This window comes from Streptomyces olivochromogenes (assembly GCF_001514115.1).
Taxonomy (GTDB): Bacteria; Actinomycetota; Actinomycetes; order Streptomycetales; family Streptomycetaceae; genus Streptomyces; species Streptomyces olivochromogenes.
In genome coordinates this window covers 320,149-338,188 of the sequence record NZ_KQ948457.1, presented here as the reverse complement: position 1 = coordinate 338,188, position 18,040 = coordinate 320,149, and the positions used below count along the sequence as shown (strand labels likewise).

18 protein-coding genes are annotated in these 18,040 nt (G+C 70.7%); 7 read left to right on the top strand and 11 right to left on the bottom strand.

The genetic code is table 11. The features are described from left to right. Positions 1-88: 88 nt before the first annotated feature. The 5 genes from AQJ27_RS21485 to AQJ27_RS21465 all read left to right on the top strand — a co-directional run bounded on the left by AQJ27_RS21485 (position 89) and on the right by AQJ27_RS21465 (position 4,673). A complete protein-coding gene (locus AQJ27_RS21485) occupies positions 89-826 on the top strand; it encodes an ABC transporter ATP-binding protein (protein WP_067371380.1) in 738 nt (245 codons plus the stop codon). Continuing rightward, on the top strand, positions 808-2,061 hold the full coding sequence (locus AQJ27_RS21480) for a hypothetical protein (protein ID WP_067371149.1): 1,254 nt from the start codon (positions 808-810) through the stop codon (positions 2,059-2,061). The genes AQJ27_RS21485 and AQJ27_RS21480 overlap by 19 nt, the downstream gene beginning before the upstream one ends. Positions 2,062-2,222: 161 nt before the next feature. After that, the gene (locus tag AQJ27_RS21475) at positions 2,223-2,630 is read left to right on the top strand and encodes a VOC family protein (protein ID WP_067371146.1); all 408 of its coding nucleotides are present in this window, start codon (positions 2,223-2,225) and stop codon (positions 2,628-2,630) included. Between the two features lie 88 nt (positions 2,631-2,718). Continuing rightward, complete coding sequence (locus AQJ27_RS21470) at positions 2,719-3,834, top strand: LOG family protein (RefSeq protein WP_067371143.1); 1,116 nt, start codon at positions 2,719-2,721, stop codon at positions 3,832-3,834. Between the two features lie 149 nt (positions 3,835-3,983). Then, complete coding sequence (locus AQJ27_RS21465; RefSeq protein ID WP_079065131.1) at positions 3,984-4,673, top strand: LAETG motif-containing sortase-dependent surface protein; 690 nt, start codon at positions 3,984-3,986, stop codon at positions 4,671-4,673. A gap of 82 nt (positions 4,674-4,755) precedes the next feature. Here AQJ27_RS21465 and AQJ27_RS21460 read toward each other — a convergent pair whose 3' ends face one another. The 5 genes from AQJ27_RS21460 to rlmN all read right to left on the bottom strand — a co-directional run bounded on the left by AQJ27_RS21460 (position 4,756) and on the right by rlmN (position 10,845). Continuing rightward, entirely contained in the window at positions 4,756-5,556 is an 801-nt protein-coding gene (locus tag AQJ27_RS21460; RefSeq protein ID WP_067371139.1) for a maleylpyruvate isomerase family mycothiol-dependent enzyme, read from the bottom strand. Between the two features lie 10 nt (positions 5,557-5,566). Then, positions 5,567-6,715, bottom strand: a complete 1,149-nt coding sequence (locus AQJ27_RS21455) for an ABC transporter ATP-binding protein (RefSeq protein ID WP_079065130.1) — start codon at positions 6,713-6,715, stop codon at positions 5,567-5,569. Continuing rightward, complete coding sequence (locus tag AQJ27_RS21450) at positions 6,715-8,427, bottom strand: ABC transporter permease (protein WP_201264314.1); 1,713 nt, start codon at positions 8,425-8,427, stop codon at positions 6,715-6,717. Before AQJ27_RS21450 ends, AQJ27_RS21455 begins: the two co-directional genes overlap by 1 nt. After that, positions 8,403-9,512 (bottom strand): thiamine ABC transporter substrate-binding protein, encoded by a 1,110-nt coding sequence (locus AQJ27_RS21445; protein WP_201264319.1) that lies wholly within the window; start codon positions 9,510-9,512, stop codon positions 8,403-8,405. Before AQJ27_RS21445 ends, AQJ27_RS21450 begins: the two co-directional genes overlap by 25 nt. Before the next feature lie 226 nt (positions 9,513-9,738). Beyond that, on the bottom strand, positions 9,739-10,845 hold the full coding sequence (gene rlmN, locus AQJ27_RS21440) for a dual-specificity RNA methyltransferase RlmN (protein ID WP_054235438.1): 1,107 nt from the start codon (positions 10,843-10,845) through the stop codon (positions 9,739-9,741). A gap of 195 nt (positions 10,846-11,040) precedes the next feature. Here rlmN and AQJ27_RS21435 point away from each other — a divergent pair, with 195 nt between their 5' ends. Further along, the gene (locus AQJ27_RS21435) at positions 11,041-11,406 is read left to right on the top strand and encodes a DUF6479 family protein (RefSeq protein WP_180294054.1); all 366 of its coding nucleotides are present in this window, start codon (positions 11,041-11,043) and stop codon (positions 11,404-11,406) included. Between the two features lie 100 nt (positions 11,407-11,506). Here the strand turns inward: AQJ27_RS21435 and AQJ27_RS21430 are convergent, their stop codons facing one another. From AQJ27_RS21430 to rpsB, 5 genes are all read right to left on the bottom strand, one after another. Then, positions 11,507-12,637: a phosphatidate cytidylyltransferase gene (locus tag AQJ27_RS21430; RefSeq protein ID WP_079065129.1), complete on the bottom strand. Its 1,131-nt coding sequence runs from the start codon at positions 12,635-12,637 to the stop codon at positions 11,507-11,509. Next, positions 12,637-13,194, bottom strand: coding sequence for a ribosome recycling factor (gene frr, locus AQJ27_RS21425; RefSeq protein WP_067371376.1), 558 nt, complete (start codon positions 13,192-13,194; stop codon positions 12,637-12,639). The genes AQJ27_RS21430 and frr overlap by 1 nt, the downstream gene beginning before the upstream one ends. A 170-nt stretch (positions 13,195-13,364) precedes the next feature. Next, the gene (gene pyrH / locus AQJ27_RS21420) at positions 13,365-14,135 is read right to left on the bottom strand and encodes a UMP kinase (protein WP_054235346.1); all 771 of its coding nucleotides are present in this window, start codon (positions 14,133-14,135) and stop codon (positions 13,365-13,367) included. Positions 14,136-14,314: 179 nt separating this feature from the next. After that, complete coding sequence (tsf, locus tag AQJ27_RS21415; protein ID WP_067371128.1) at positions 14,315-15,151, bottom strand: translation elongation factor Ts; 837 nt, start codon at positions 15,149-15,151, stop codon at positions 14,315-14,317. A 95-nt stretch (positions 15,152-15,246) separates the two neighbouring features. Beyond that, the gene (gene rpsB, locus AQJ27_RS21410; protein ID WP_067371126.1) at positions 15,247-16,173 is read right to left on the bottom strand and encodes a 30S ribosomal protein S2; all 927 of its coding nucleotides are present in this window, start codon (positions 16,171-16,173) and stop codon (positions 15,247-15,249) included. Between the two features lie 270 nt (positions 16,174-16,443). Here rpsB and AQJ27_RS21405 point away from each other — a divergent pair, with 270 nt between their 5' ends. Beyond that, positions 16,444-17,049 (top strand): murein hydrolase activator EnvC family protein, encoded by a 606-nt coding sequence (locus tag AQJ27_RS21405; RefSeq protein ID WP_235613543.1) that lies wholly within the window; start codon positions 16,444-16,446, stop codon positions 17,047-17,049. A gap of 361 nt (positions 17,050-17,410) precedes the next feature. On the opposite strand, the gene AQJ27_RS21400 is transcribed toward AQJ27_RS21405, so the two are convergent. Next, a complete protein-coding gene (locus AQJ27_RS21400) occupies positions 17,411-17,968 on the bottom strand; it encodes a TetR/AcrR family transcriptional regulator (RefSeq protein WP_067371122.1) in 558 nt (185 codons plus the stop codon). Positions 17,969-18,040 lie beyond the last annotated feature (72 nt).

The following is an 18,040-nucleotide window of genomic DNA, read 5'->3' as shown; positions in this document are numbered from 1 at the left end:
AGCGTGCCCAGTGACCGATCGGCCCTGCCTTCGTTCCCTCGTCCGGGGGATCGGCAGCGCAAGTCAGATCTGAACCGAGGTGTACGCGATGGTGGCCCCGCCGGACAACGACGTGCTCTGGGCACGTGCCCTGCACGTCAAGCACAACGGCTCGCCCGCGCTCTGCGGTGTCTCGCTCGGCATCCGCGAGGGCGAGATCCTCGCCGTCGGCGGCCCGCGCGGCAGCGGCAAGACGACCCTGCTCCAGTGTCTGTCGGGGCAGCTGCTGCCCCAGCAGGGCGAGGTCTGGTTCAACAGCGCGCCGGTGCACACCATGGGCCCCCTCACCCGCGAACGGCTGCGCCGCGACCGCTTCGGCTGGATCGACACCGCGCCCGTCCTCGTACCGGAACTGAACGCCTGGGAGAACGCGGCGCTGCCCCTGATGCTGCGCGGCTGCGGCCGCCGGGCCGCCAAGACCGCCGCCCTCGAGTGGCTGGAACGCCTCGACATCGGCCACTGCGCCCGCAAGCGCCCGCACGCCCTGCTCCAGGCCGAACGCCAGCGCGTCGCCATCGCCCGTGCGCTCGTCCCCGCCCCCAAGGTGCTCTTCGCCGACGAACCGACCGCCCCGCTGCACCGCGCCGACCGCGCGCACGTCCTGCGCACGCTCACCGCGGCGGCCCGCTCGCACGGCATCACGGTCGTCCTGGCCACCCACGACGCGGACACCGCGGCCCTCGCCGACCGCACGGTGTCGCTGCTCGACGGACGGCGCGTGAACACCGTCCACCTGCCCCCGGCCGCCGAGGCGGAAGGCCGGGCCGCGTGCTCGCTCTCCGTCTAGCCCGCGGGGCACACCCCCTCGTCCAGCTGCGCAGACTGCTGGTCGCCGCCGCCTCGGCGGGCACCGGCTTCCTGCTGCTGTGCGCGCTGGGGTACGCGATGGCGCACCCGGACCCCTCGGGCGGCGCGGCGCTCCGGCTCCTGTGGTGCCTCGCGCCCGCCGCCGCCACCGTGCACTTCGCGGTCGCGGTCGCGCGTACGGACCCGGGGACCCGGCCACGCCCCGGGCTCTCGGCGATCGGACTCGGCCCCGGCCGGCTGATGGCGATCTCGGCGGTCACCACCGCCCTGTCCACCACGCTCGGCTCGATGCTCGCGCTGCTCGTCTTCCTGCACCTGCGCGGCGACCTGCCCGGCGTGTCCTTCGACGGCCACGCGACGGCCTTCCTCGCCTCCGACCACCCGCTGCCGCTGCCCGCGGCCGTGACCCTGCTGCTCCTGGTCCCGCTGGCCGCCTCCGTGGCGAGCGCGGTGGCGCTGCGGCCGCGGGGCGCCGGGCCGGCCCGTCCCCGACGGACGGGGGCCGACGGCACCTCGCCCCGCAAGCCGGCCCGTACGCGCGCCAAGGCCGGCCCGCACGCCGACCAGCCGGAGCACCCGCTGGACCCGCAGCAGCCCGCCCCTCCGCTGCCCGCCCCCGGCGGGCTGCCCTGGGGCACGGCCGTCCTCGCGGCAGGCCTCGCCGTGGAGGCGTACGCGAGCCGTTCGGAAGCGGCCCCCGGTCTGGCGCTGCCCGGCCGGTTCGCCGGCGGCCCCGCCGGGGTGCTCGGCGGCTGGGCCCTGACCGCGCTCGGGCTGATCCTCGCCGCCCCCGCGATCACACATCTGTGCGGGCAACTGCTCCAGGCCGTACGCCCCGGTGTGGTGCGGCTGCTCGCCGGGCGTGTCCTGCAGGGGGAGGCCCGGCGCATCGGGCGCCCGCTCGGCGTGGTGTGCGCGGTCGCGTCCGGCGCGTACGCCATGGCGACGGTGTACTCCGGGGCGCGGCCCTCGTTCGGTCCGCTCAGCACGCTCGGGGCGCTGCTCGTGGCCGGGTGCACCCTCGCGACCCTGCTGACCGCGGCGGTCGAGGCCAAGCACGCGCGCGCCGACACCACGGCGGCGCTGCTGCGCCTGGGGGCACCGACCACGGTGCTGCGGAGCGCCGCGCTGCTCCGCACGGGCGCGCTGCTCGCCGCGTTCGGCCCGCTGACCTGGGCGGTCGCGGAACTGGCCGCGCTGCCCCTGGCGCGCTGAGCACGCGTACGCGCTTCCTTCCCGCTTCTTTCCCGCTTCCTTCTCGCTTCTTCCCGTTTCTTTCCGCTTCTTTCCCGCCGGGCGATGAGTTCCGCGCGGAGTGGGGGTCTACCTCTGCGAACGGCACCACATCACTTGACCCTCACCGGGAGAGACCCCTCATGTACCAGCAGATGATCTTCGTGAACCTCGCCGCGGACGACATCGACGCCTCGAAGAAGTTCTTCACCGAGCTCGGCTACACGATCAACCCGCAGTTCACGACGGACGACTGCGCCTGTGTCGTCATCAGCGACACGATCATCGCGATGCTGCTGAGCAAGCAGCGCTACGCGGACTTCACGAAGAAGGAGATCGCGGACCCGACGAAGACCAGCGAGGTACTGCTGTGTCTGAGCGCCGAGAGCCGCGAGAAGGTCGACGAGCTCTGCGACAAGGCCCTCGCGGCGGGCGGCTCGGGGACCCGTGAGGCCCAGGACCACGGCTTCATGTACGGCCGTACCTTCGACGACCTGGACGGCCACACGTGGGAGGTCATGTGGATGGACCCGGCCGCGGTCCAGAGCTGAGCGCCCGGGGGGGGGACACCCACGCACGTGTCCCCCCAAAGGGGAGACCGCCGCCCGCCGCCGCAGGGCCCACCCCTAGCATGGCTGCGTGCAGCCAACTCCCCTTCACTCCGCCCATGACCGCGAGATCGAGTCCCTCGCCGAGTTCGACAAGGTCGTCTCGGAGCACGGCTCGCTCGCCCGGTTCCGTGTCCAGGCGGTGGATCTGACGGACCGTACGGACGCCCTGCTCGCCGTGGACACCGCGGGCGCCGTCTTCCTCGGCTGCCCGATGGACCCCGAGGCGGCGGCACGGGTACGGGCCACCGGCGCGCTCGTCTTCCCGCCCATACCCGGACTGCCCTTCGACCCCTACCGCGGGCTGCTCTACTCCCCGGACGAGCTCTTCGCGTCGCTCGACGACGGCTACGAGGCGACCCCGGACGCCCGCGCGTACGCCTGGTTCCAGCAGACCAAGGCCGACGGCGACGTCTTCGCTTCGATGCTGCGCGCGATCCACGACGACTCGGTGTCGGACGCGCTCGACGAACTTCTCGTCGGCACCCGAGTGGTGGGCGTGATGGGCGGTCACGCGATGGCACGCGGCACGGAGGCCTACGAGGGCGCCGCCCGCCTGGGGCGCGAACTGGCGCGTGCCGGGCTCACGGTCGCCACCGGCGGCGGCCCCGGCGCGATGGAGGCGGCGAACCTCGGCGCGTACGCCGCCCCGTTCGACGACGAGATGCTCACCGAGGCGCTCCGGCTCCTCGCCGAGGCACCGTCGTTCACCCCCTCCATCGGCGACTGGGCGCGCGCCGCCTTCGCCGTGCGTGAGCGCTGGCCGGACGGCGGCCCCTCCGTCGGCATCCCGACCTGGTTCTACGGCCACGAGCCGCCGAACGCCTTCGCCGCCCACATCGCCAAGTACTTCGCGAACGCGACCCGGGAGGACGGGCTGTTGGCCCGCTCTAACGCGGGTGTCGTCTTCCTGCCGGGCGCCGCCGGGACCGTACAGGAGATCTTCGACAACGCGACCCCGAACTACTACGAGTCGCGCGGTGAGCCCACGCCCATGGTTCTCGTGAACCGTGCGCATTGGACCGAAAAACACCCCACTTGGCCCCTTCTCCAATCCCTTGCCCACGAACGGTCGATGGCGTCCCGGATCGCACTGGTGGACCGGATCGAGGACGTACCGGAGGCACTCAAACGCCTCGGCGGTTAACGAGAAGGCAAAGCCGGTGGCACGGCAGGGCATATGCATTGACAGCCCTTAGGTGGCACTTATAAACCTGTGAGGCCCGAGGGGGCCCTGTTGACACAGCAGAACCCCCCTTAAACCCCCCGCAGTTGCGCATTCTGTGAAGGGCAATCGTGTCCATATCTCGCCGTACCGCACGTTCCGTGCGAATCCTCGGTGTTGCCTCCGCCACCGCCGCGCTCGCGCTCGGTGCCGCCGGCAACGCCCTTGCTTGCAACATCAGTGAGTTCTCCGCCGAAGCCAAGTGCGACGGCACCAAGGGCATCATCTCCGTCACGGACGTGGATGCCTCCGGCACTTCGGCGGTCGTCTCCGTGTTCCTCGAGAACAACGGTGCCGACGTGCAGAAGGTCGGCGAGCAGGAGGTCAAGGGCTCTCGCGCAGGCGTCACCATCACCTTCGCCGAGGACTGGAAGCCGAACGCCACATACCGCGTCCACGTCAAGGCCGGAAACCTGGTCGACGCGGACATCAAGGGCAACGTGACCGCTCCGTCCACGGCCTGCGCGACCGAGTCGCCGTCGCCGTCGGCCTCGGAGACCCCGAAGCCGTCGGAGACCCCGTCCTCGCCCGCCTCCTCGGGGACGCCTTCCGCGAACCCGTCGGAGTCGGAGAGCAGCGCCGCGCCCGCGACGCCGGGCGACAACGCCCCGTCCCCCGCGGCCGGTAGCTCCAACCTCGCCGAGACCGGTGCGAACTCCAACACGCCGATGATCGCCGGCATCGCCGGTGCCCTCGTCGTGGTCGGCGGCGGAGCGGTGTTCTTCGGCATGCGTCGCCGCGGCGCCTCGAAGTCGAGCTGAACCGCACACCGTACGTCTGCGTGAAACGTGTGGCCCGTCCCTCTCGAAGGGGGCGGGCCACACGCCTGTCCGGGTACGCGGGCTAGCCGAAGGTCGCCCGCTCCAGCCAGAACTCCAGCAGCTCCCGCTCCCCCAGCACCTCCAACCGCCCGTCGTCCAGCGGCAGTCGGCTGTAGAAGGCGAGCAGGACGTCGGTGAGCGGGCCGCGCAGCGCGACGGTCGCCTTCTCGTGGTCCCGGCGCCAGGAGACGCCCTCCTCGGTGAGCTCGACGACCCACTCGGCGTTGAGTTCGGGCGGGGTGTCGGTGGCGTGCAGGTGGATGCTGCGGCCCATGCCGCGCAGTTCGGCCGCGGCGCCGTCGTGCGGCCGCGTCCGCTGCACGAACTCGATGATCCCCAGCCACTCGTCGATCGCGTCCGCGGCCACATCGGGCGCCACCTCGTACGGCAGCCCGGCCGCCAGCGTCGCGTCGGCTCGGTGGATCACCAGCTCGTGCGTCATCCGGCGGGCCCAGAAGCCGGAGCTGAGGTCCCCGGCCCAGGCCCACACCTTGGTGTCGGGCCCCGCCTCGCGCAGCGCGGCGACGAGCATCTCGCCGGTCTCGGCGAGCCAGGCGTCCAGCGCGGCGGGGTCGCCCTCGGCGGCGGGTCCATCGAGGAGCGGCACCCGCTCGTCCTCGACGTTCTCCTGCGCCTTCGTGCGGACGATGAGCTCGACCCAGCGCAGCGCCCCGCCCGTGTGCCGCACGAGCCGCTCCAGCGACCAGTCCGGGCAGGTCGGCACGGTCACGGACAGATCGGCCCCGGACGTCACCACGTCCCTCAGCCGCCGCACCTCCAGCTCGATGGCGTCGCAGTAGCGGTCATGTGCGAGTACCGTCATGATCCGTACCCTAGGGCGCCGACGGCTCCCCGAGCACCACGATTTCGGCTGCCTCGAACGCCACGCCGACCTCGTCACCGGGTGCGGGCGCCTCCCGCAGCGCGCACGCCGCCTCGATGGGCGGCCCGCCTTCCGGCTTCAGCTGTACGGCGACGTGGGTGCCCCGGAAGGTGCGTGCGGCCACGGTGCAGCGCAGCCCGTCCGCGGGGGCGACCAGCCGCACCCCCGCGGGCCGTACGAGAAGCGTGCCGGGGCCCTGCGCGGTGCCCTCCGGTACCGGGACCTTCCCCCACGGGGTGTCCGCGAGCCGATCGCGCACCGTCGCCGCGACCACGTTGTCGAAGCCGAGGAAACGGGCCACGAACTCGTCCGCCGGGTGCTGCCAGACCTCAAGTGGCGTGCCGGACTGGGCGATCCGCCCATCGCGCATCACCACGACCCGGTCGGCGAGCGCGAAGGCCTCGCCCTGGTCGTGGGTGACGGCGAGCACGGTCGTACCCAACTCGCCGAAGAGCTGCCGGAGTTCGACGACCAGCCGTTCCCGCAGCGAACGGTCCAGCTGGCCGAGCGGCTCGTCGAGCATCAGCAGCCGGGGGCGCGGGGCGAGCGCGCGGGCCAGCGCGACCCGCTGCTGCTCACCGCCGGAGAGGGCGGCGACGGCGCGCGCCCGGGCTCCGGGCAGCCCCACCAGTTCCAGCAACTCCTCGACTCGTGCGCCCTGTTGCTCTTTCGACGCGCCATGCATCCGCAGCCCGAAGGCGACATTGCCGCCCACGTCCCGCTGCGGGAAGAGCTGGTGGTCCTGGAACATCAGCCCGACACCCCGCTTGTGCGCGGGCACCCCGGCCTGGTCGCGGCCCGCCAGCAGCACGCGGCCCGCGTCGAGCGACTGCAGTCCGGCCACCGCCCGCAGCAGCGTGGACTTGCCGCTGCCGCTCGGTCCGAGCACACACACGATCTCGTGCTCGGCGACGTCGAGGCCGACGGCGTCGAGCACCGGCCGACCGCCGAGGCGTACGGTCGCGGCCTCGACCCTGAGCAGGGCGTCGCGCGTCCGGGTCTGGGCCTGGGCCTGGGCCCAGGCCTGGGTCCGGCTCCGGGGATGCTCGGTCGTCCCTTCCTGCGCCTCCTCCGTCGCTCGCTTCGCGAGTCGCGCCATCAGAACTCCCCCGTCCGGTCGGTGCGGATGCGTTCCAACAGCAGCAGGGCCACCGCGCACACCACCATCAAGATTGTCGAAAGGGCCATCGCCTGGCCGTAGTTGAGGTCACCCGCGCGCCCGAGCAGCCGGGCCACGGCGACCGGCAGGGTCGGGTTGTCGGGCCGCGCGATGAAGACCGTCGCCCCGAACTCGCCCAGCGACACGGCGAAGGCGAACCCCGCCGCGATCAGCAGCGCCCGCCGCACCATCGGCAGGTCGACCTCCCGCCACACCCGCCAGGGCGAGGCTCCGAGGACGGCCGCGGCCTCCCGGAGCCGTCCGTCCACCGCCCGCAGCACCGGCAGCATGGTGCGTACGACGAAGGGGACGCCCACCAGAGCCTGCGCGAGCGGCACCAGGATCCAGGAGGAGCGCAGATCCAGCGGCGGTTCGTCGAGCGCGATCAGGAAGCCGAACCCGACGGTCACGGCGGACACACCGAGCGGCAGCATCAGCAGCGCGTCGAAACCCCGGACGAGACGCCCGGTCATGGAGGTCCCCCCGGTCGAGCGAAGCCGAGACTCGGGGAGGGTGAGGGCGGCGGCCGCCAGAGCGCCGATCACGACGGCGATGGCGGTGGCGGCCAGCGCGTACTCCAGCGAGTTGCCGATCGCCGCGATCGGCGCCACCAGGAAGATGCCGCTGTCGGCCGAGGTCAACGCCTTGTAGTACGCGAATCCGTAGCCGCCGGGCGCGTCCAGGGAGCGCTGGACCAGCACTCCGAGCGGCAGGACGAGGAGAACGAGGATGCTCGCCAGGACCCCGCCCAGCAGCGCCCACTGGCCGGCCCCGCGTGGCCTGCGCGCGGTCGTCTCCGGAGCCACCAGACGCAGGGCGGTCTCCCGGCGGCGTACGGTCCAGGCGTGCACGGCGAGGATCGCGCCGACCGCCACGAACTGGACGATCGTCAGCACCGCCGCGGTCGCGAGGTCGAAGATCTCCGAGGTCTGCCGGTAGATCTCGACCTCGAGGGTGGAGAAGGTCGGCCCGCCGAGGATCTGCACCACACCGAACGAGGTGAAGGTGAAGAGGAAGACCATCAGCGCGGCGGCGGCCACGGCCGGGCTCAGCGCCGGCAGCGTCACCTTGCGCCAGGCCGCGAACCGGGAGGCACCCAGCATCCGCGCGGCCTCCTCCTGACGCGGGTCGAGTTGCGACCAGAGCCCGCCGACGGTCCGTACGACCACCGCGTAGTTGAAGAAGACATGCGCGAGCAGAATCGCCCAGACGGTGGTGTCCAGCCGTACGCCCCACAGCTGGTCGAGGAGTCCGCCCCGGCCCACCAGGGCCAGGAACGCCGTACCGACCACGACCGTCGGCAGTACGAACGGGACGGTCACCACCGCCCGCAGCACCTGCTTGCCCCTGAAATCGAAGCGCGCGAAGACATACGCGCCAGGGAGCGCGATCAGCAGCGTGAGCGCCGTGGAGGCGAGCGCCTGCCAGGTGGTGAACCACAGGACGTGCCGGATGTCGGACTGCGCGAGCACCTCACCGATCCGCCCGAACCGCCAGACCCCGTCGGTCTTGAGGCCACGGGCGACGATCGCGGCGACGGGGTAGGCGAAGAAGACGGCGAAGAACGCGACGGGCAGGGCCATCAGCCCGATCCGCGTCGCGCTCTCCTTGCGGCTCTTTCGAGGCGCTACTTCAGTACGAGCGAGGTCCACGACTTGACCCACTGGTCACGGTTGTCGGCGATCTTGGCGGGGGCCAGGGTCTCGGGGTTCTTGGCCTGCGGGCCGAACTTCACGAACTCCTCGGGCACCTGGGCACTCTCGCGGACCGGGTACACGAACATGTTCAGCGGCATGTCGTCCTGGAATTCGCCGCTGATGAGGAAGTCGAGGAGCGCCTTGCCGCCCTTCGTGTTCTTCGCGTTGCTCAGCAGCCCCGCGTACTCGACCTGGCGGAAGCAGGTGCCGCTCGCGACCCCGGTCGGCGCGGTCGTCGGCTTCGGGTCGGCGTAGATCACCTCGGCGGGCGGGGAGGAGGCGTACGAGACGACCAGCGGCCGGTCGGCCTTGGCCTTCTTGCCGCCCGCGGACCCGGAGAACTCGTCGTTGTAGGCCTGCTCCCAGCCGTCGACCACCTTCACGCCGTTGGCCTTGAGCTTCTTCCAGTAGTCCTGCCACCCTCCCCCACTCTCGGCTTCGCTCGAGCGGGAGGTGCCCCCATCCCCGTACTTCGCGGCGGTCCCGAGCAGGAAGCCGAGGCCCGGCGAGGACGTGCCCGCGTTCTCGGTGACGAGGAGGTTCTTGTACGCGGGCTTGATCAGGTCGTCGAAGGAGGCCGGCGGGGCCAGCTTGTGCTTGCTGAAGTAGGCCTTGTCGTAGTTGACGCAGATGTCACCGGAGTCGATGGGCGTGACCCGGTGCCTGTCCTGGTCGATCCGGTACTGCTGGACGATCTGGTCGGAGCCCTTGGCCTCGTACGACTGGAACAGCCCGTTGTCGAGCGCGCGGGACAGCAGGGTGTTGTCGACGCCGAAGAAGACGTCGCCCTGCGGGTTGTCCTTGGTGAGGATGGCCTTGTTGACGGCCTGCCCGGCGTCGCCGTCCTTGAGGACCCTGACCTTGTACCCGGACCGCTTCTCGAAGTCCGCCAGCACGCTCTTCGACACGGCCCACGAGTCGTGGCTGACGAGCGTGACGGTCTTGGAGTCCCCGGCACCGCCGCTGTCGGAGGACCCGCACGCGGACAGCGTGACGAGGCCCAGCCCGATGACGACGGCCGTGGTCGTCCTCTTGATGATCACTGAATTCCTCCTGGGATGACCAGGAAGAGACGCGGCCCTGCCCGGGATCCTCGGAAGGTTCCCGGGCAGGGCGCAACAGCTTGAGTGATGCCCGAACTTCCTACCCAGAATGACCTGGGCAAGGTTCTGAGGGTCTGCGGCCCACCGGTGCTCCGGCTACCGCACTCTCAGCGCTGTGGCGCTCCCCTGTCGGAATATGAAGATGTGGTTGGACCTCGCCAGATTACCGCTCGGTGGCGGCGAGCTGACCGCAGGCTCCGTCGATCTCCTGGCCGCGGGTGTCCCGGACGGTCACCGGCACCCCGTGAGCCGCGATCGCCTCGACGAACGCCTTCTCGTCCTCGGGCCGCGAGGCGGTCCACTTCGAACCCGGTGTCGGGTTCAGCGGGATGAGGTTGACGTGCACGGGCTTGCCCCTGAGCAGCCGCCCGAGCCGGTCACCACGCCATGCCTGGTCGTTGATGTCCCGGATGAGGGCGTACTCGATGGACAGCCGACGCCCGGACTTGGCCGCGTACTCCCAGCCGGCGTCCAGCACCTCGCGCACCTTCCACCGCGTGTTGACGGGGACGAGGGTGTCGCGCAGCTCGTCGTCCGGGGCGTGCAGCGAGATGGCGAGGCGGCACTTGAAGCCCTCGTCGGAGAACCGGTGGATGGCGGGCACCAGCCCGACCGTCGACACGGTGATCCCGCGCTGCGAGAGCCCGAGCCCGTCCGGCTCGGGGTCGGTGAGCGCGCGGATGGCGCCCACGACCCGCTTGTAGTTGGCGAGCGGCTCGCCCATGCCCATGAAGACGATGTTGCTCAGCCGCGCCGGGCCGCCCGGGATCTCGCCGTCCCTGAGGGCCCGCATCCCGTCCACGATCTGGTGCACGATCTCGCCCGTGGACAGGTTCCGGTCCAGCCCGGCCTGTCCGGTGGCGCAGAACGGGCAGTTCATCCCACAGCCCGCCTGCGAGCTGATGCACATGGTCACCCGGTCCGGGTAGCGCATCAGCACGGACTCGACGAGCGTGCCGTCGAACAGGCGCCACAGCGTCTTGCGGGTGGTGTCCTGGTCGGTCGACAGATGCCGCACGACCGTCATCAGCTCAGGAAGCAGCGCCTCCTGGAGCTTGCCGCGCGCGGCGGCCGGAATGTCCGTCCACTCCGCGGGGTCGTGCGCGTACCGCGCGAAGTAGTGCTGCGAGAGCTGCTTGGCGCGAAACGGCTTCTCACCGATCGCGGCAACCGCCTCTTTGCGCTCGGCGGGCGTGAGGTCGGCGAGGTGCCGCGGCGGCTTCTTGGCTCCGCGGGGGGCGACGAATGTGAGTTCTCCGGGCTTAGGCATGGCTGTACCAGTGTCGCAGATCGAATTGCGTGACCTGGGCCGCGAGCCGTGCGGGGTGCCCTGCCACCCTGCTACCAGATCCGTCGAATTGCAGCTCGACGTAGCCGCACGCGAAGGACACGGCGCTGACCTCCAAGGCCCTCAGCAGCTGCCGGGCGGCTGGTTCGTTGGGTAATTTGAGGGTATTTGCCTTATATGAGTACTGCATCGATGTATTTGGCGGAGCCCAGCGGTCTGATCAGCCTGGCGCTGTTCTTGATCGCCGTGGCACTCATCACACTCCTGGCCGGCAGCTTCTGGCTGAGCTGCCGTATGCGGACCCGCGCACCGCGTCTGCCACGCGCCGAGGAGCAGCCGCGCATGCCGCAGGGGGGTCCGGTCCGCGAGATGCGGGAGGTCCGGGAGGCCGCCGAGGTACCCAAGGTGGCCAAGGGCCAGCACGCTCTCACCCCGTACGAGCTGACCCACATGTCGACCCGCACGAGCGCGTCGCAGAAGCGGGAGCGCTGGCACGACGGCGGTAGCGGCTCGTTCGGCAGCGGTGGACTGGGTCACCACTGACCCCGGGCCGTCGGCCACCCGGCGAGAAGCCGTCGGCCATCCGACGAAAAGGGGCCCGCCGTCCCGTGGACGACGAGCCCCTCAGCGACATGCGCGCAGGTCAGCCGGATCCCACGAAGAGCACCAGCAGCAGCCAGACCACCGGCGCCGTCGGCAGGAGCGAGTCCAGCCGGTCCATGATGCCGCCGTGGCCCGGCAGCAGGGTGCCCATGTCCTTGATGCCCAGGTCCCGCTTGATCATGGACTCGCCGAGGTCGCCGAGCGTGGCGGTGGCCGCGACCGCGAAGCCCAGGATCAGCCCCTGCCACCACGTGCCGCCCTCGATCAGGTACTGCATGCACAGCGCGCCCCCGACCATCGCGAAGGTGACCGCTCCGAACAGGCCTTCACGGGTCTTGCCGGGGCTGATGCGCGGTGCCAGCTTGTGCTTGCCGAAACGCCAGCCGATCGCGTACGCGCCCGTGTCGCTGACGACCGTCAGCAGCAGGAACGTCAGGACGCGGCGCGGGCCGTCGTCGGCGGTCAGCATCATGGCCACGAACGTCGCCAGGAACGGCACGTAGAAGGCCGCGAAGACGCCCGCCGTGACGTCCTTGAGATAGCCCTCGGGCGGTTCCGTCATCCGCCAGACCAGCACCGCCAGCGCGGTGAGCGCCATCGCCACCCACGCGCCCTCGGCGCCCCGGACGTAGCCGGAGACGACCATCGCCGCACCGCCCACCGCGAGCGGGACGAGCGGCGCCTTGATGCCCTTGCGCTCCTCGAGCCGTGATGTGAGCTCCCACAGGCCCACGACCACGGCGACCGCTATGACCCCGACGAACACGGCCTTGACGACGAACAACGACGCGACGATCACCGCGCCGAGCCCGACGCCGACCCCTATCGCGGCACCCAGGTCGCGTCCCGCACTCTTCTTCTGCGGTGCGGGGGCGGGTTGTGGGACGGGGCTGGGCATGGGCTCCTGCGGCTTCTGCGACGGGGTCCCGAGGGATCCCGTCGACGGGGTGTCGTCGCGGAACAGGGGGCCACTCAGCCGAGCGGCCCCCCGGTCGTCATCCTGGTCTCCGCCGTGTGCGGGTACGTCGGGCACGATGGGCATGGGGCGAGTCTGCTGCGCGTTATGCGCATCGTATGCGGGACCCGCCGGGGCTGCCCCCTGGACAGGCCCCTGCTCGGACGGCCCCCAGTACCCGGCTTGTGGCGGCGCCCCCCAGGAAGAGTCGTTCATCAGACCTCGAGCAGCTCCGCTTCCTTGTGCTTCAGGAGCTCGTCCACCTGAGCGACGTACTTCGCGGTGGTGTCGTCGAGCTCCTTCTCCGCGCGGCGGCCCTCGTCCTCGCCGACCTCGCCGTCCTTGATCAGCTTGTCGATGGTGTCCTTGGCCTTGCGGCGGACCGAGCGGATGGACACCTTGGCGTCCTCGCCCTTGGTCTTGGCGACCTTGATGTAGTCCTTGCGGCGCTCCTCGGTCAGCTCGGGGAACACCACTCGGATGATGTTGCCGTCGTTGCTCGGGTTGACGCCCAGGTCGGAGTCGCGGATCGCCTGCTCGATGTTGCGCATCGCGCTCTTGTCGAACGGGGTCACCACGGCCATGCGCGGCTCCGGCACCGAGAACGAGGCCAGCTGGTTGATCGGCGTCAGCGCGCCGTAGTAGTCGGCCACGATCTTGTTGAACATCGCCGGGTGCGCACGGCCGGTGCGGATCGCGGCGAAGTCCTCCTTGGCGACCACGACGGCCTTCTCCATCTTCTCCTCGGCCTCGAGGAGGGTCTCTTCGATCACCACTTGCTCCTGCGTGTCTTGAGTAGGCCCGGCAGCTGCTCCTCGTCGGGGTGGCGGCCGGCTGCGTCGCGTCTTATTCCTGCACGGTTCCGGACCGGCAGGACATTGTCCATCCCCCGGTCAGGGTCCATCCTCGGCCCGGGCTTGTCCCCGGCCGAGGTCGGTCCCGGTCAGGCCCGGCCGCTTTGGTCACCCACGAGTGTGCCGATCTTCTCACCCTTGACGGCCCGCGCGATATTGCCCTCCGCCAGGAGCTCGAAGACCAGGATCGGCAGCTTGTTGTCGCGGCACAGCGTGATGGCGGTCATGTCGGCGACCTTGAGGTCGCGCGTGATGACCTCGCCGTAGCCGAGCGAGTCGAACTTGACGGCCTCGGGGTTGGTCTTGGGGTCGGAGTCGTAGACCCCGTCCACGCCGTTCTTGCCCATCAGCAGGGCCTCGGCGTCGATCTCCAGGGCGCGCTGGGCGGCGGTGGTGTCGGTGGAGAAGTACGGCATGCCCATACCGGCGCCGAAGATGACCACACGGCCCTTCTCCAGGTGCCGTACGGCACGCAGCGGGATGTACGGCTCGGCGACCTGGCCCATGGTGATGGCGGTCTGCACGCGGCTGTCGATGCCTTCCTTCTCCAGGAAGTCCTGGAGGGCGAGGCAGTTCATGACCGTGCCGAGCATGCCCATGTAGTCGGAGCGGGCCCGGTCCATGCCGCGCTGCTGGAGCTCGGCGCCGCGGAAGAAGTTGCCGCCGCCGATGACGACGGCGATCTGGGCGCCGCCGCGCACGACGGCCGCGATCTCGCGGGCGATCTTGTGCACCACGTCGGGGTCGACGCCCAGTCCGCCGCCTCCGGCGAACGCCTCGCCGGAAAGCTTCAGCAGAAAGCGGCCCGCGCCTTTGCCGTCGTCGGTCTTCTCGCCCTTGTCGGCCTGGGTGGTGGTCATGGAGATCTCCTCATGGTGCACATACGAAGAAGGCCATTGCCGGTGGGGTGTTGTCTCCCATACGCGGCAATGGCCTCCTCGTCAGATCTGCTGTCGTCCGTCACGCACGCGCGCGTGTCGGCGTACGCGGACGACTGCTGCCGACCCTATAGGGGTCGCGCGTCGATCGCGGTACGGACTCAGATGCCGACCTTGATGCGCACGAAGCGCTTCAGGGTGACACCGGCCTCGTCCAGGACCTTCTGGACGGACTTCTTGTTGTCGAGCGCATACGGCTGACCGAGGAGGGTGGCCTCCTTGAAGAAGCCGTTGACGCGACCCTCGACGATCTTCGGGAGGGCGGCCTCGGGCTTGCCCTCGGCGCGGGTGGTCTCCTCGGCGACGCGGCGCTCGGACTCGACGACCTCGGCCGGGACGTCCTCCTTGGAGAGGTACTTCGGCGCGAAGGCGGCGATGTGCTGCGCGACACCCTTGGCGAGGTCGGCATCGGCCTTGTCCAGCTCGACCAGGACACCGATCTGCGGGGGCAGGTCGGGCATGGTGCGGTGCATGTACGCGGTCACGAAAGCACCGGAGAACTGGGCGAAGCGGTCCAGGACGATCTTCTCGCCCAGGTTGGCGTTGGCCTCGTCGACGAACGCCTGAACCGTCTTGCCGGGCTCGATCTCGGAGCCGAGCAGCGTCTCGAGGTCGGCCGGCGACGTCTTGACGACGTGCTGGGCGATCTCGTTGGCGACGGCCTGGAACTTCTCACCCTTGGCGACGAAGTCCGTCTCGCACTTCAGCTCGACCAGGACACCGGAGGTGTTGTCGTCAGCGATGATGGAGACCACGGCGCCGTTCTCGGCGGAGCGGCCTTCGCGCTTGGCGACGCCCTTCTGGCCCTTGATGCGCAGCGCCTCGACGGCCTTGTCGACGTTGCCGTCGGCCTCGTCCAGCGCCTTCTTGCAGTCCATCATGCCGGCGCCGGTGAGCTCACGGAGCTTCTTGACGTCGGCGGCGGTGTAGTTCGCCATGATTCCTGGAGTCTCTCTCGAAGTCTGAAGATCTACGGGCCGAACGGCGGGGGCTCGGTGTGCCCCCGCCGTTCGTGACCCGAAGGGGTGAGGGGTCAGGCCTGCTCGGCGTCCGCGGCCGGGGCCTCGGCGACGGGGGCCTCGACAACAGCCTCGGCCTCGGCCTCGGCCTCGGCGACAACCTCGGCCTGCTCGGCGTCGGCGACCTTCTCCGTCTCGGCGGAGGTCTGGACCTCGGCGTCGTCGGCCTTCTTCTCGCCCTCGAGCAGGTCGCGCTCCCACGCGGCGAGCGGCTCGCCCGCGGCCTTGTCACCCTCGGCCTTGCCGGCACCGGAACGGGAGATGAGGCCCTCGGCGACGGCGTCGGCGATCACGCGGGTGAGCAGGGTGACGGAGCGGATCGCGTCGTCGTTGCCCGGGATCTTGTAGTCGACCTCGTCGGGGTCGCAGTTGGTGTCGAGGATGGCGACGACCGGGATGTTGAGCTTCCGGGCCTCACCGACCGCGATGTGCTCCTTCTTGGTGTCCACGATCCAGACGGCGCTGGGCACCTTCTGCATCTCGCGGATACCACCGAGGGTCTTCTCCAGCTTGGCCTTCTCGCGCGAGAGCACGAGAAGCTCCTTCTTGGTCAGACCGGAAGCGGCGACGTCCTCGAAGTCGATCTGCTCGAGCTCCTTGAGGCGCTGCAGACGCTTGTAGACGGTGGAGAAGTTGGTGAGCATGCCGCCCAGCCAGCGCTGGTTGACGTAGGGCATGCCGACGCGGGTGGCCTGCTCGGCGATGGCCTCCTGCGCCTGCTTCTTCGTGCCGACGAACATGACCGTGCCGCCGTGGGCGACGGTCTCCTTGACGAACTCGTAGGCGCGGTCGATGTACGACAGCGACTGGAGCAGGTCGATGATGTAGATGCCGTTGCGCTCCGTGAAGATGAAGCGCTTCATCTTCGGGTTCCAGCGACGGGTCTGGTGACCGAAGTGGACGCCGCTTTCCAGCAGCTCCCGCATCGTGACGACGGCCATGGCCGTTCTCCTTGGTGTTCTCGGTTGTGCCGCGCGTGCCGGACGGCACCCGCGCCTGACGCCCGCGATGCGCCTTGCCACGAGGGACCGAGGGGCGCTGACACCGGCTTTTGATGGCCGGGTGTCGGGGCGTGCGAAGTCGACCCGGTGACCCGGATCGCCACGAGAAGTGTACGGGACCCGGAAGGTGCAGGGTGACGCCGCTGTCCACAACCGGCCGGTGGTCCACAGATCCCGGCCATGATCCGTCAGATGCGGGACCGTTCTCGCATGCGAGCGAAACGATGCGTGCGTACGTGGCTGGGGTTGCTGTTGGGAATGACGGTGACCGTGCTGGGTGCGCTGACCCCTTCAGCCCCGGCCCGGGCGAACGGTCCGGCGCCGCCGTCTCCCGCCGGTCCACCGGCCCCCGACGCGGCGGTCGTGCCGCTCGCCCGCCTCTGGCCGGTGGGTCTGCGACCGTCGGTCCTGCGGGGTTGGGACCCGCCGGCGACGCCGTACGCCCGCGGCCATCGCGGAGTGGACCTCGCGGCACCCCCGGGCGCCCCGGTCCGCTCCGTCGCGGCCGGCCGCGTCTCCTTCGCGGGGCGGGTCGCGGGGCGTGGCGCGGTCGCCGTCGAACTGACAGGCACGGGCTCTCCGCCCCTGCGCACGACCTTCACCCCGGTACGGGCGACGGTGCACCAGGGCGACGAGGTGGCCGCGGGCGAGGTACTGGGCACGCTCGAACCGGGCGACGCCCACTGCGGAACGCCATGCCTGCACTGGGGCCTGCGAAGAGACAGAACCTACTTGAACCCGCTGTCCCTGCTCCCACCCTGGCTCCTGCACAGGGACCCGTCCCGCCTGCTCCCGGTGACGGGCGCGCAGCCGTGAGAAACGGGAGAACCACTGGCCGCGGCCACGCCTCAGGCCTGGCTGCCCGGCTTGGGCGGGCTCGGCCCAGGCGTGGGCATGTGCGACGAACGCCCGCAGCACTGCCCGCCGGCCGGCATGCGTGAGGCCAGAACATGCGTGGGGTCAGGACATGCGCAGGCCAGGACATGTGCGGGCCAGGACATGTGCGGGCCAGGCGAGGCGTATCCGTCCGCGACAGGCGAGGCATCTCCATCCGCGAGGGGAGCGGCGCCCTCGCACGGCGCCTTCGAACAAAGCCGGGCCGGGCCGCGCCGTCCGCCCTGTCGCTTCGGCACCGTCGCCTCGTCGCCCCGTCGCCGGGCACCCGGTGCGCAGGGTCTCAGCCGCGTACGCCCCGCAGTGCCATACCCACCGCGGCGTCCGTGATCGCGCCGGGCTCCTCGGCGGCCCCCAGCTCGATCCTCCGGACCGCCGCGTCGACCACGCCCTGAAGGAGCATCGCGGCCAGCCGGGGCTCGGCGTGTCCCATCTGCCGCAGCGCGTCGACGATCATCGCCACCAGCCCGCCGTGCGCCGCGCGGATCTTCTCCCGGGCCCCGGCATCGAGCTCACTCGCGGAGATGGCCACGACAGCCCGGTGCCGCCGGTCCCCGACGAGCGCCAACTGCTGCCGAACGTACGCCTCGACCTTGCCCTCGGGCCCGTCCGCCGCGGCCATCGCCGCCGAGACCTCCGCGGCCCAGACCGGAAAGTCCACCTCGCACAGCTCTTCGACCACGGCCGCCCGGGACCGGAAGTACTCGTACACGGAGGACCGCGCGAGCCCCGTGTGCTCGGCGAGGGCCGGGAAGGTCAGCGCCTCCGTCCCGCCCTCGGACAGCAGGGACCGGGCCGCGTCCAGCAGGGCGGCTCGCTGCATCGACCGGTGCTCGGCCACGGAGGCCGCTCGAATCCTTGGCACGCCCTCCACTTTACGGACGGACCGCCCCGGACGGCAGTCACTCCCACC

What these genes read in the sequence shown, in the direction of transcription:
- AQJ27_RS21485 (WP_067371380.1), top strand. Translation starts at nt 89, where the DNA reads ATGGTGGCCCCGCCGGACAACGACGTGCTCTGGGCACGTGCCCTGCAC.
- AQJ27_RS21475 (WP_067371146.1), top strand. Translation starts at nt 2,223, where the DNA reads ATGTACCAGCAGATGATCTTCGTGAACCTCGCCGCGGACGACATCGAC.
- AQJ27_RS21460 (WP_067371139.1), bottom strand. Translation starts at nt 5,556, where the DNA reads ATGACGGTACTCGCACATGACCGCTACTGCGACGCCATCGAGCTGGAG.
- AQJ27_RS21455 (WP_079065130.1), bottom strand. Translation starts at nt 6,715, where the DNA reads ATGGCGCGACTCGCGAAGCGAGCGACGGAGGAGGCGCAGGAAGGGACG.
- rlmN (WP_054235438.1), bottom strand. Translation starts at nt 10,845, where the DNA reads ATGCCTAAGCCCGGAGAACTCACATTCGTCGCCCCCCGCGGAGCCAAG.
- AQJ27_RS21435 (WP_180294054.1), top strand. Translation starts at nt 11,041, where the DNA reads ATGAGTACTGCATCGATGTATTTGGCGGAGCCCAGCGGTCTGATCAGC.
- AQJ27_RS21430 (WP_079065129.1), bottom strand. Translation starts at nt 12,637, where the DNA reads ATGAACGACTCTTCCTGGGGGGCGCCGCCACAAGCCGGGTACTGGGGG.
- pyrH (WP_054235346.1), bottom strand. Translation starts at nt 14,135, where the DNA reads ATGACCACCACCCAGGCCGACAAGGGCGAGAAGACCGACGACGGCAAA.
- tsf (WP_067371128.1), bottom strand. Translation starts at nt 15,151, where the DNA reads ATGGCGAACTACACCGCCGCCGACGTCAAGAAGCTCCGTGAGCTCACC.
- rpsB (WP_067371126.1), bottom strand. Translation starts at nt 16,173, where the DNA reads ATGGCCGTCGTCACGATGCGGGAGCTGCTGGAAAGCGGCGTCCACTTC.
- AQJ27_RS21405 (WP_235613543.1), top strand. Translation starts at nt 16,444, where the DNA reads ATGCGAGCGAAACGATGCGTGCGTACGTGGCTGGGGTTGCTGTTGGGA.